10 protein-coding genes and 1 pseudogene are annotated in these 12,300 nt (G+C 63.5%); 8 read left to right on the top strand and 3 right to left on the bottom strand.

Going from position 1 to position 12,300, the window contains the following annotated elements; all coding sequences use genetic code 11:
* The first annotated feature begins 110 nt into the window (after nucleotides 1-110).
* Genes coxB through EA798_RS12325 form a run of 4 tightly spaced genes read left to right on the top strand, consistent with a single transcriptional unit; the run spans nucleotide 111 to nucleotide 4,727 of the window.
* Entirely contained in the window at nucleotides 111-1,001 is an 891-nt protein-coding gene (gene coxB, locus EA798_RS12340; protein WP_122099340.1) for a cytochrome c oxidase subunit II, read from the top strand.
* Nucleotides 998-3,520 carry a cytochrome c oxidase subunit I gene (gene ctaD / locus EA798_RS12335; protein ID WP_122099143.1) on the top strand — a complete coding sequence of 841 codons (2,523 nt, stop codon included), beginning with the start codon at nucleotides 998-1,000 and terminating at the stop codon, nucleotides 3,518-3,520. The genes coxB and ctaD overlap by 4 nt, the downstream gene beginning before the upstream one ends.
* Complete coding sequence (locus EA798_RS12330; protein WP_106155125.1) at nucleotides 3,520-3,879, top strand: hypothetical protein; 360 nt, start codon at nucleotides 3,520-3,522, stop codon at nucleotides 3,877-3,879. Before ctaD ends, EA798_RS12330 begins: the two co-directional genes overlap by 1 nt.
* A 32-nt stretch (nucleotides 3,880-3,911) precedes the next feature.
* Nucleotides 3,912-4,727, top strand: coding sequence for a cytochrome c oxidase assembly protein (locus EA798_RS12325; RefSeq protein WP_106158723.1), 816 nt, complete (start codon nucleotides 3,912-3,914; stop codon nucleotides 4,725-4,727).
* Between the two features lie 31 nt (nucleotides 4,728-4,758).
* On the opposite strand, the gene tusA is transcribed toward EA798_RS12325, so the two are convergent.
* Nucleotides 4,759-5,010 (bottom strand): sulfurtransferase TusA, encoded by a 252-nt coding sequence (gene tusA / locus EA798_RS12320; protein ID WP_106155126.1) that lies wholly within the window; start codon nucleotides 5,008-5,010, stop codon nucleotides 4,759-4,761.
* A gap of 72 nt (nucleotides 5,011-5,082) precedes the next feature.
* Entirely contained in the window at nucleotides 5,083-6,132 is a 1,050-nt protein-coding gene (gene rlmM, locus EA798_RS12315) for a 23S rRNA (cytidine(2498)-2'-O)-methyltransferase RlmM (RefSeq protein WP_122099142.1), read from the bottom strand.
* 240 nt (nucleotides 6,133-6,372) lie between these two features.
* Here rlmM and acnA point away from each other — a divergent pair, with 240 nt between their 5' ends.
* The 3 genes and pseudogenes from acnA to EA798_RS20960 all read left to right on the top strand — a co-directional run bounded on the left by acnA (nucleotide 6,373) and on the right by EA798_RS20960 (nucleotide 10,996).
* The gene (gene acnA, locus EA798_RS12310; RefSeq protein WP_122099141.1) at nucleotides 6,373-9,048 is read left to right on the top strand and encodes an aconitate hydratase AcnA; all 2,676 of its coding nucleotides are present in this window, start codon (nucleotides 6,373-6,375) and stop codon (nucleotides 9,046-9,048) included.
* Between the two features lie 379 nt (nucleotides 9,049-9,427).
* Nucleotides 9,428-9,760, top strand: a pseudogene (locus tag EA798_RS20965) (PAS domain-containing protein); the annotation flags it as partial.
* 318 nt (nucleotides 9,761-10,078) lie between these two features.
* On the top strand, nucleotides 10,079-10,996 hold the full coding sequence (locus EA798_RS20960; RefSeq protein ID WP_420849552.1) for a methyl-accepting chemotaxis protein: 918 nt from the start codon (nucleotides 10,079-10,081) through the stop codon (nucleotides 10,994-10,996).
* A 48-nt stretch (nucleotides 10,997-11,044) separates the two neighbouring features.
* Here EA798_RS20960 and EA798_RS12300 read toward each other — a convergent pair whose 3' ends face one another.
* Nucleotides 11,045-11,737, bottom strand: coding sequence for an alpha/beta family hydrolase (locus EA798_RS12300; RefSeq protein ID WP_122099139.1), 693 nt, complete (start codon nucleotides 11,735-11,737; stop codon nucleotides 11,045-11,047).
* Nucleotides 11,738-11,800: 63 nt separating this feature from the next.
* Here EA798_RS12300 and EA798_RS12295 point away from each other — a divergent pair.
* Nucleotides 11,801-12,300 (top strand): cbb3-type cytochrome c oxidase subunit I (locus EA798_RS12295; RefSeq protein WP_208643721.1); only part of this gene is annotated, 500 nt, incomplete at its 3' end.

Raw genomic sequence — 12,300 nt, 5'->3', positions numbered from 1 at the left:
GGTCATCGGAACGAGGCGGCAACCCTTTCAAATGGACCACGCTGGCGCTGGCAGTTCCTTTGCTGACCGCATGCGACGGGCCGCAGTCGGCTCTGTCGCCCGCCGGGCCGATGGCCCGCGACGTCGCCAATGTCTGGTGGGCCATGTTCGGTTTTTCCGTGCTGGTACTGCTGGTGGTGAGCGCGCTGTGGATCTACGCCATGCTGCGGCGCCCGCAGACCTATAGCGCTGAGCAGGCCCTGCGGATCAACCGGCGCTGGATCATCGGTGGCGGCCTGATCCTGCCCACGGTCAGCATCATCGCCCTTCTGGCCTTCGGCATTCCCACCGGGCGCAGCATGCTGCCGCTGCCTGTCGAGGGCGAGCAACCGCTGCGCATCCAGGTCGTAGGGCATCAATGGTGGTGGGAGGTGCGCTATCCGGACAGCGGCGTGGTGACAGCCAACCAGTTCATCCTGCCGGTGGATCGGCCAGTGGACGTCGAGGTGACCAGCGCCGACGTGATCCACTCGTTCTGGGTGCCGCGCCTGGGCGGCAAGCTGGACATGGTACCGGGGCGGACCAACACCCTGCGCCTGCAAGCGTCCCAGACCGGCGTGTTTCGCGGGCAATGCTCGGAATTCTGCGGCAGCCAGCACGCACACATGATTCTCCATGTCGAGGCGCTCGAACCCGACGCGTTCGCCGGCTGGGTCGAGGCACGCAGGGAGCTGGCACACCAACCCCCCAGCGGTGATGCCGGCCGGGTGTTCGACGAGCGCTGCGGGCAATGCCACCGCGTGGCCGGGGTCAGCGATGGCGATCGCGCCCCCGATCTGAGCGATCTGGCCACCCGCCCAACCCTGGGTGCCGGCGTCATAGCCAATGACAGCGAAGGCCTGCGCCGCTGGTTGAGCGATCACCAGAGCCTGAAACACGGCATTGCCATGCCCCGACACGACGACATCCCCGAAGAAACCCTCGGCCAGCTTGCCGACTGGCTGGAGACCCTCGCTCCATGACACCGACTCAGAACAACGGCGCCGCCGATCTCGACCAGCTCCACGATCAGTTCGACGAGGTGTGGGGCAACCCGCGCGGCTGGCGTGCGCTGACGATCGTCAATCACACCAGCATCGGCCTGCGCTTTCTGGTGACCGGCGCGTTCTTCTTCCTGGTGGGCGGCCTGCTGGCCATGCTGATCCGTACCCAGCTCGCCCTGCCCGGCTATGAGCTGATGGAGCCGGACGTCTACAACCAGGTCTTCACCATGCACGGCACGGTGATGATGTTTCTCTTCGCGGTACCCATGATGGAGGGGCTGGCGGTCTACCTGATCCCGAAGATGATCGGCGCCCGCGACCTGGTCTTTCCGAGGCTTTCTGCCCTTGGCTACTACTGCTACCTGTTCGGCGGGCTGATCCTGCTGTCGAGCATCTTTCTCGACGTCGCGCCCAAGGCCGGCTGGTTCATGTACACGCCACTATCCAGCTCGGCCCATACGCCGGGGGTAAACTCGGATTTCTGGCTGCTGGGAATCACCTTCGTCGAGATTTCCGCGGTATCGGCCGGTGTCGAGCTGGTGGTGTCGATACTGCGTACCCGCACCAACGGCATGGCGCTGCACAAGATGCCGCTGTATGCGTGGTACATCCTGGTGATGGCGATGATGATCGTGGTCGGCTTCCCGCCACTGATCCTCGGCTCCATCCTGCTGGAGCTGGAGCGCGCAGCAGGCATGCCGTTCTTCGATGTCGCCCGCGGCGGCGACCCGGTGCTCTGGCAGCACCTGTTCTGGCTGTTCGGCCACCCGGAGGTGTACATCATCTTCCTGCCCGGCGCCGGCATCGTTTCCACGCTGATTCCGGTGTTTTGCCAGCGCCCGCTGGTGGGCTACCGCTGGGTGGTACTGGGCGTACTGACCACCGGTTTCATCAGTTTCGGCCTGTGGGTGCACCACATGTTCACGGTCGGCATTCCGCAGCTGGCCACGGCGTTCTTCTCGGCGGCGAGCATGCTGGTGGCGATTCCCACCGGGGTGCAGATCTTCGCCTGGCTGGCGACGCTCTGGCTCGGCAAGCCGGTGTACAGGGTGCCGATGCTCTGGCTGGTGGGCTTTCTGATCGTCTTCGTCGCCGGCGGCCTGACCGGCGTGATGCTGGCGCTGGTGCCGTTCGACTGGCAGGTCCACGACACCCACTTCGTGGTTGCGCATATGCACTACGTGCTGGTGGGCGGCATGGTCTTCCCGCTGATGGCCGGTCTGTACTACTGGCTGCCGCACTTCTCCGGGCGCATGCCGTCGGAAAAGCTCGGGCGCTGGGGCTTCTGGCTCTTCTTCATCGGTTTCAACGTGACCTTCCTGATCATGCACTGGACCGGACTGATCGGCATGCCGCGAAGGGTTTATACCTACGACACGGGCCTGGGCTGGGACATGCCCAATCTGGTCTCTTCGATCGGCAGCTTCATCATGGCGGCGGGTGTCGCCACCATCCTGCTGGACATCATCCTGCACTTCCGCTTCGGCATCCCTGCGCCGAAGAACCCCTGGAAGGCCGATACCCTGGAGTGGGCCACCAGCTTGCCGCCGAGCGCCTACAACTTCGTCAGCCTGCCTGACGTGACCGACCGTCATCCGCTGTGGAAAGACCCGGACCTGCCCGACAGCATTGCCCGTGGCGAACATGCGTTGACGGTGATCGACCACGGACGGCGCGAGACCTGGGGTAGCGATCCATTGACGGGCAAGGTGCGCGAGATCATCCATCTGCCCGGCAACAGCTGGCTGCCGTTTATCGCCTCGGTTTTTCTCGCGGTGCTGTGCCTGAGCTTGCTGAGCAAGTCCTACATCCTTGCGATCGTGGCGACCATTGCCACCGTGGTGGTACTGCTGCGCTGGTCCTGGGAAAACGGCGCGCATCCCGCTGCTGCACCAGACGCCCACACCCAGCCAGGCGAACCACCGCTGCACTCGCGCACCTTCGACGGGCCGGGCCTGTGGGGCATGGGCGTGACGTTGCTGGCTGACGGCGCCCTGTATCTGTCACTGCTGTTCGGCTGGTTCTATCTGTGGACCGTGTCGCCGCAATGGCAGGTCCCGGAGAGTGGGCTCAACGGCTGGCTGATGTTCGCCAGCGCCGTCCTGCTGAGCGCCGGCACGCTCTGGCTGCACCGCCTGATCAAGCGCCTGCGGGCCGGTATGCACAGTGGGCTGATGGCGCAGCTGGCATGGCTGGGCCTGCTGGCACTGGCACAGTCGGCAATGCTGCTGTGGCTGATGCTGAGCGCAGGGCTGGCACCTACCGAAACCGCACATGACGCGGTGATTTTCGTAATGCTCGCGTACAGCCTGATCCATTGCACACTGGCAGCGGTGCTCACCGGTCTGCAGGCGTGGCGGGTAGCCCTCGGCTACGTGGGCGACAAGGCGCCATACGAACCTGTCGTGGTCGAGCAGCTCTGGTACTACAACCTGGGTGTGCTCTGGGTCAGCTATGCGGCCATCGTGCTGTTTCCGGCTACGTGGGGAGGTGCGTGATGAAATATGCGCGGACGTCGCCCTACCATCCGATTCAGATCCCGATCGGCCTGATCATCTGGAGCCTGTGGTTCGTCGCCATGTATGGCGGCCAGGCGGTGATCTGCAAGCTCAGCCCGCCCGACCCGGCCCAGGGCGTATGGAACTGGCTGAACGGCAGTCTCGGCGTCCTCACCCTGCTTACGCTCGGGCTGCTGCTGTGGATGGCGCGTTACTTCTGGCGCCTGTCACGCATGCCGGAGCAGTTGAACGAACGACAGCAGTTCGTCACCAAGATCGCGGCCGGCATTCACCTGATCGCAGCGCTGGCCACCCTGTTCGTCGGCATTCCGCTATTACAGATTCCGCCATGCCTGTGACCTTTACATCCTCGCGTTGGCCCGCCCTGCTCATGTTCGTCGTGGGCGCCACGCTCGCTCTGCCCTCCCGTGCCCATGCACACGGCCTGTTCGACGCCCATATGCTCGACCGCGCGCCGCTGCTGCTGACCGCTTTGCTGGTGGCAGCGGCCTGGCTGCTGTACCTGCTCGGTGGTCGCAAGGTAGCGCCGCGGCGCCATGAAGCCCTCTGCTTTCACGCAGCAATGCTGCTGGTGGTCTTCTCGGTGTTCGGCCCCATCGACGACTGGGCGGAAACCAGCACGGCCTGGCACATGACCCAGCACATGCTGTTCATCATAGTGATCGCCCCGCTGTGGGCGCTGGCGCGGCCGCTGCCGCAATGGCGCGGGATTACCGGGCGCTTCGCCCAGCCGCTATGGACCGGCATCCTGCGTGCGGGGCGCTACCCCACAGTGCTGGCGCTGCTGCATGGCGCGGTGATCTGGATCTGGCACACGCCGAAACTCTACGTGCTGGCGCTGGACAACCTCTGGTGGCATGCCTTCGAGCATGCGTGCTTCCTGTTCACCGGTTGGCTGTTCTGGTGGTCGGTCCTGCGCGCGAACCCGAAGCAGGTACCACAGGCACTGATGGCGGTGCTACTGACGCTGATGCACACCGGCCTGCTGGGCGCCCTGCTCACTTTCGGTAGCGTGTCGTTCTACGGTGACGGCCGCTCAGTGGAAGACCAGCAACTGGCCGGGCTGATCATGTGGGTGCCGGGCGGGCTGATCTACCTGATCGGCGGCGGCTGGATCGCCTGGCGCTGGCTGACCCGCATGTGGCGACGCCAGCAAACGGGTACTGCCCGGGAGGAGCTGGGCTGAGGCGGCGCGAACGAATCGGCAGCCACATCGCTCACTCGCTCTTCTTGCGAATCCAGTAGAGGTAGGTGCCCGCTGCCTCCTGCTGCTCGACCAGATCATGCCCAAGGAAAATGCAGAACTTCGGAATGTCACGCTGGGTGGAGGGATCGGTCGCGATCACCTTGAGCAGGGCACCACCGGCGAGATCGCGCACCTTGTTGTGCAGCATCATCACCGGCTCGGGGCAGTTCAGGCCGCTGGCATCGAGCACGGCGTCGGCGGTCATTTCAGCTGATTGGCTCATCAGGGGGCTCCGGAAAACAGGCGTGCATTGTGGCGCAAGCGGGAGAACAGGTCATCCGCTGCCGATCAACGATCAGAGGCGCCGCAGGTGACAGGTCACCTCTTCGCGGTCGTGATAAAGCTGCTTGCAGCCAATGCTGGCCTTGACGCCGCGCGCGGCCAGGCCATCGGCGATACGTTCGAGCAGGCGCTTGACCTCGGCATAGCGCTGCTTCATCGGCAGCTTGAGATTGACTACCGCCTCACGGCACAGGCCTTCGCCGATCCAGGTTTCCAGCAGCGCAGCGTTACGTGCCGGCTTCTCGACGATATCGCAGACCATCCAGTCCACCGGCCTCTTCGGCCGAAAGGTGAAACCGTCGGCGCGAAAATGCTCGACCAGTCCGGAGTCCATCAGGTCGGCGTTCATCGGCCCGTTGTCCACGGCGCTGACCTTGATATGCCGATTGACCAGCTGCCAGGTCCAGCCGCCCGGTGCTGCGCCGAGATCGACGCCGGTCATGCCTGCGGCCAGTCGCGCATCCCACTGGTCGCGCGGGATAAAGTGGTGCCAGGCCTCCTCCAGCTTCAATGTGGAACGGCTTGGCGCCTGGCGTGGAAACTTCAGTCGCGGGATGCCCATCGGCCACAGCGCGCTGTTGTTCGCCTCGGCGATACCGACGAACACCTCACGGCCGCTCTTGAAGGTCAGCAGCAGTCGCGGGCCCTTGCCCTGCTCGTCGAGGCGACCGGCCTTGATCAGCGCCTTGCGCAGTGGCGCCTCGAACTTGCGGCAGAAGTTGGAAAGCTCCTTGCCATCATTGGTGTCCAGCACTTCCAGCCACAGGCTGCTGCAGACCGGGTAGGCCGCCAGGTACTCCAGCAATACGCTGATGCGATCCGTTTCAGGAAGTTGCAGGTACTCACCGCGCGCCCATTGCCGCGGAAAGATCAGCTCGGCGAAACGCAGCTTGCGCATCAGCCGCTCGGCGCCGCCACTTTCGCTGCAGATGAATTCCGCACAGGCGCTCTCTGGCCGTGCCTTGGCGTAGCCGGCCACGTCCAGGATGGCGGCGTGCTCGCTGATTTCCGCGCAGACCTCGCCCTCGAAACCAGGGCGGCAATGCAGCAGCAATGTGTTCATGTTCGAATCCTGTCAGCGGTCGGGCCTGCGCCAAAGCCGCGCATCATAGCCGACCACGGGAACCCTCGCCCGCATGGCCCGGTCCAGTGCAGTAGCGAAACCCCTGCCCTGGTGGCCGGTGTGGTGAGTTGGCTCGGAAATGTTTTGAGCGAAACCGAATCCACCAGGCCAGCCACTTAAGCTAGTTTCAACGCTTATTCATCAGCCAGCCCTACCGTGTGGGGCACAAGGAGATGAGGAATGCCTTCCCTGGATAGCCTGAAATGCCGTCGCAGTCTCGAAGTCGCCGGCAAGACCTACCACTATTACAGCCTGCCCGATGCCGCTGCCCAGCTGGGCGATATCAGCCGCTTGCCCACCTCGCTGAAGGTGCTCCTGGAAAACTTGTTGCGCTGGGAGGACAACCAGACGGTCCGCGCCGACGACCTGAAATCCCTGGTGCGCTGGCTGGATACGCGCAGCTCCACGATGGAGATCCAGTACCGCCCTGCTCGCGTACTGATGCAGGACTTCACCGGCGTGCCGGCAGTCGTTGACCTGGCGGCCATGCGCGACGCCGTCGCCAAGGCCGGCGGTGATCCGCAGAAGATCAACCCGCTGTCGCCGGTGGACCTGGTGATCGACCACTCGGTGATGGTTGACCGCTTCGGCAGCCACCGGGCCTTCGAGCAGAACGTCGAGATCGAAATGCAGCGCAACGGCGAACGCTACGAGTTCCTGCGCTGGGGCCAGCAGGCCTTCGACAACTTCGCCGTGGTGCCGCCGGGCACCGGCATCTGTCACCAGGTGAATCTGGAATACCTCGGCCAGGTGGTCTGGACCCGTGAAGAGAACGGCGAAACCTATGCCTATCCGGACACCCTGGTCGGCACCGACTCGCACACCACCATGATCAATGGCCTCGGCGTGCTTGGCTGGGGCGTTGGTGGCATCGAGGCCGAGGCGGCAATGCTCGGCCAGCCGGTGTCGATGCTGATCCCTGAAGTGATCGGCTTCCGCCTGACCGGCAAGCTCAACGAGGGTGTCACCGCCACCGACCTGGTGCTGACCGTAACGCAGATGCTGCGCAAGCACGGCGTGGTCGGCAAGTTCGTCGAGTTCTTCGGACCGGGACTGGATCACCTGCCGCTGGCCGACCGCGCCACCATCGGCAACATGGCCCCCGAGTATGGCGCAACGTGCGGTTTCTTCCCGGTCGACCAGGTCACCATTGATTACCTGCGCCTGACCGGTCGCAACGAAGAGCGCATCGCGCTGGTCGAGGCCTACAGCAAGGCACAGGGCATGTGGCGCGACACCAACTCGCCCGACCCGGAATTCACCGCCACGCTGGAACTCGATCTCAGCCAGGTGCGCCCGTCCGTGGCCGGACCGAAACGACCGCAGGATCGCGTGACCCTCGGCGACATCGGCGCAAACTTCGACCTGCTGCTGGAGACCAGCGGACGCAAGCAGCAGGCCGATACCGATTTTGCAGTCGCCGGTGAACAGTTCCAGCTCAAGCATGGCGCGGTGGTAATCGCCGCCATCACGTCCTGCACCAATACCTCGAACCCGAACGTGCTGATGGCCGCCGGCCTGGTTGCGAAGAAGGCCATCGAACGCGGCCTGCAACGCAAACCCTGGGTCAAGACTTCCCTGGCGCCCGGCTCGAAGGTCGTGACCGACTACCTCGAACGCGCCGGCCTGACCCGCTACCTCGATGAGCTCGGCTTCAACCTGGTGGGTTATGGCTGCACCACCTGCATCGGCAACTCCGGGCCGCTGCCGGATGCCATCGGCCAGGCGATCACCGATAACGATCTGATCGTTTCGTCCGTCCTGTCCGGCAACCGCAACTTCGAAGGGCGCGTGCATCCGCTGGTCAAGGCCAACTGGCTGGCCTCACCGCCGCTGGTGGTCGCCTTTGCACTGGCCGGCACCACACGCATCGACATGGACCGCGAGCCGCTGGGCTATGACGCGCAGAACCAACCGGTGTACCTGAAGGATATCTGGCCAAGCAGCGCGGAAATCGCCGAAGCGGTGGCCAGCATCGATGGCGAGATGTTCCGCAGCCGTTACGCCGACGTGTTCAGCGGTGACGAGCACTGGCAAAAGATTCCGGTCAGTGCCGGGGATACCTACGCGTGGGATGCCAACTCCAGCTACGTGCAGAACCCGCCTTACTTCGAAGATATCGGCCAGCCACCAGCGCCGCCGGCGGACGTCGAGAATGCCCGGGTTCTGGCCGTGTTCGGCGACTCCATCACCACCGACCACATCTCACCGGCCGGCAACATCAAGGCCAGCTCACCGGCCGGCATGTACCTGCAATCGCTAGGGGTCGCGCCTGAAGACTTCAATTCCTATGGCTCACGCCGCGGCAACCACGAAGTGATGATGCGCGGTACCTTCGCCAACATCCGCATCCGCAACGAGATGCTGGGGGGTGAGGAAGGCGGCAATACGCTGTATCAGCCGAGTGGCGAGAAGCTTTCCATCTATGATGCCGCCATGCGCTACCAGGCTGAGGGCGTACCGCTGGTGGTGATCGCCGGCAAGGAGTACGGCACTGGCTCCAGCCGCGACTGGGCAGCAAAGGGCACCAATCTGCTGGGTGTGAAGGCGGTGATTGCCGAAAGCTTCGAGCGGATCCATCGCTCCAACCTGATCGGCATGGGCGTGTTGGCCTTGCAGTTCGTCGATGATCAGACGCGCCAATCGCTGCGCCTGGACGGTACCGAGAAGTTGTCGATCCGCGGGCTCGGCGCCGATATCACGCCGCGCCAGATGCTGACCGTGGATGTAGAGCGTGCCGATGGCTCGCGTGACTCGTTCCAGGTGCTGAGCCGCATCGATACGCTCAATGAAGTCCAGTACTTCAAGGCGGGCGGCATTCTGCACTATGTGTTGCGCCAGCTGATCGCCCACTGAGCACCCACATGCGGGGCGCCCCGCTCCGCAAACAAAAACGCCGGTGCGAATCCATTCGCACCGGCGTTTGCCGTTCCGTGGCGTCTGATCCTCCAGCTGCCCTGACATCCATGCCTGCTGTCCGATTCCGTGACCGCCGGGTCATCGCTCCCGTCGAAGAGCGTCCGGACATGGAACGAACGTGCCGGAAATAGATTGCAGAAAGATTAAGCCGCACCAGATGCCCGTCGTCTTACTGTCGGATTGAAGCAGATCCGGCAAGCAGCTAATCGCTCAAGAACACGGTGCGGCTGCCGACCCATAGGTCAGTCTGAGACTCAAAAAAATATAAAAGGTCAGGCGCACCACCTTACAAATACCTTGCCAGGCGTGACAGTCGATGCGTAACAACCAGCCAGTAACCCAGCGTGAATACGCCTTTCCAGATCAGCAGCGACTGGTCTCGACAACCGACCTGAAAGGACAGATCACCTATTGCAACAACATATTCGTCGAGGTCAGCGGCTTCGATCGCGACGAACTGATCCGCGCGCCGCACAATCTGGTGCGCCATCCGGATGTGCCGCCGGCCGTGTTCGACCATATGTGGACCACACTCAAGCAGGGCAAGCCCTGGATGGGCATCGTCAAGAACCGGCGCAAGAACGGCGACCACTACTGGGTCAATGCCTATGTCACCCCCATTCTCGATCAGCAGCGTCAGGTGACGGGCTACGAGTCGGTACGGACAAAACCGACGCGGGAACAGGTGCAGCGCGCTGAAGCGCTCTACGAGCGAATCAACTCGGGCAAGAGCGGCGTGCCGCGGCGAGACAGCTGGCTGCCGGTGCTGAGCAAGTGGTTGCCCTTCCTGATCGTCAGCCAGGTCGGTTTTCTCGTTGGGGCAGTCCTCGACAACGCTCTGGGCTTCATCGCCGCAGCGGTGCTTGCCGTTCCGCTCGGACTCGCCGGTCTGCAGTGGCAACAGCGCGGCCTGAAGCGCCTGCTGCAGCTCGCGAGCCAGACCACCAGCGATCCGCTCATTGCACGCATGTATACCGACAGCCGTGGCGTAGAAGCCCAGCTCGAGATGGCGATGCTCAGCCAGCAGGCGCATCTGAAAACCTGCCTCACCCGCTTGCAGGACACGGCCGTGCAGCTGCAGGGTCAGGCCAAGCAGGCCGATTCACTGGCACAGAACTGTGCGAACGGCCTGGTACAGCAGAATCAGGAGACCGAACAGGTAGCGACCGCCATCAACGAAATGGCCGCGACTACCCAGGAGGTGGCAAGCAACGTCGCCCTGGCGGCGGAAGCCACCCGCGAGGCGAGCCGCCTCACCATTCATGGTCGCGAGGTCACCGCCGAAACACGAAAGGCGATCCAGCAGCTGGCCGATTCGGTAGCCAGGACTGGCGAGGCGGTTAATCAGCTAGCCAACGACAGCGACGCGATCGGCGGCGTGGTCGACGTGATCAAGAGCATTGCCGATCAGACCAACCTGCTTGCCCTCAACGCTGCAATCGAAGCGGCACGGGCCGGCGACAGCGGCCGCGGGTTTGCCGTGGTTGCCGATGAGGTACGGCAACTGGCACAACGCACTGCCGAGGCCACGGGTGAAATTCACCAGCTGATCGAGAAACTGCAACTGCAGGCGCGGCATGCCGTCCAGACCACCGAAGAAGGTCGTGTGCAGGCCACGCGCGGTGTCGAACAGGTAGCCCAGGCCGACCAGGCGCTCACCGGCATCAACGAGGCGATGGGCAACATCATCGACATGACCACGCAGATCGCTTCGGCGACCGAGGAGCAAAGCGCGGTGGCCGATGAAATCAGCAACAACGTCAGCACCATCGCTCGCCTGGCCGACCAGACCTCTGGAGATGCGCGCAGCTCGGCGCTGCTCAGCGAGGACCTCGCCGCAACGGCGGAAGGTCAGTACGCGCTGGTGGAGCGCTTCAACCGCTGAGCTCGCCCGGCAGCCGGTGTCACTTGACCCGGCTGCCACCTGCCGGACTCACGGTCGAACGAGCCCCCGCAGAAACATGGCGATGGCGTCCGCGGCGTGGTCGAGATGCTCTGCGTGGGTCAACCCCGTGCGTTTCAAGGGTTTGAGGTCATGGTCTGCCGCGGCGAGCCAGTGCAGCGCGATAGCCGGTGACAGCACGTACCCCTCCACCGTTTCGCGATCGCCCAGGGCGTCCCGCTCGCCCTGAACGATCAAGGTCGGCGTCTGCAACGTGGCGAGATGGGCGACACGTGGCTTGTCGGGCTTTGCGGCCGGGTAGAACGGATAGCCAAGGCAGACCAGCGCGTCCGCCCCCACCTCGTCGGCGAGCAGACTCGCCATGCGGCCGCCCATGGACTTGCCTCCAATGGCGACGAGTCCTGTGGCCTGCTGTCGCACCAGCTCATGGATTTCCCGCCACTCCGCCAGTAACTGGGCCTGAGGACTGGGCGGTCGCTTTGTCCCACCCACCCGCCGCTGCGCCATGTAGGCGAACTCGAACCGACAAACCGCTATCCCACGCGCCGCAAGGCGTTCGGCCATTTCCTCCATGAACGGGCTGTCCATCGGTGCGCCTGCACCATGGGCCAGAATCAGGCTCGCCGATGCCTTCCCAGGCGTTTGGTTCCACCGGACGAGATGCCCTTTGTCACTTTGTGTGTATTGATCCGGGTCAATACCGGCAGATTGCCCTTTCCCCATCCTTGCCTCGCTTTCTATCAGAAAGAAAAAAACTGCTCATTACCCGTGGATGGAAGCCCATACATGAACACAGCAACCAGTACCGCCTACAGTTACAAGGTGGTCCGCCAATTCGCCATCATGACGGTGGTGTGGGGAATCGTCGGGATGGGGCTCGGCGTTTTCATCGCAGCACAATTGGCCTGGCCATTTCTGAACTTCGACCTCCCGTGGACCAGTTTCGGTCGTCTACGTCCATTGCACACCAACGCGGTGATCTTCGCCTTCGGCGGCTGTGCTCTGTTCGCAACGTCCTACTACTCGGTTCAGCGCACCTGCCAAACCACCCTGTTCGCGCCTAAGCTGGCTGCGTTCACCTTCTGGGGCTGGCAGTTGGTCATCCTGCTCGCCGCGATCTCCCTGCCGCTGGGCTTTACCAGCTCCAAGGAATACGCGGAACTGGAGTGGCCGATCGACATCCTGATCACCATCGTCTGGGTGGCCTATGCGGTCGTCTTCTTCGGTACGCTGGCGACGCGCAAGGTCAAGCATATCTACGTCGGTAACTGGTTCTTCGGCGCCTT

The sequence above is a fragment of the Pseudomonas songnenensis genome (assembly GCF_003696315.1).
GTDB classification, from domain to species: Bacteria; Pseudomonadota; Gammaproteobacteria; order Pseudomonadales; family Pseudomonadaceae; genus Stutzerimonas; species Stutzerimonas songnenensis.
Note: the sequence above shows the minus strand (reverse complement) of the source record. Positions and strands in the feature narration are given on the sequence as shown.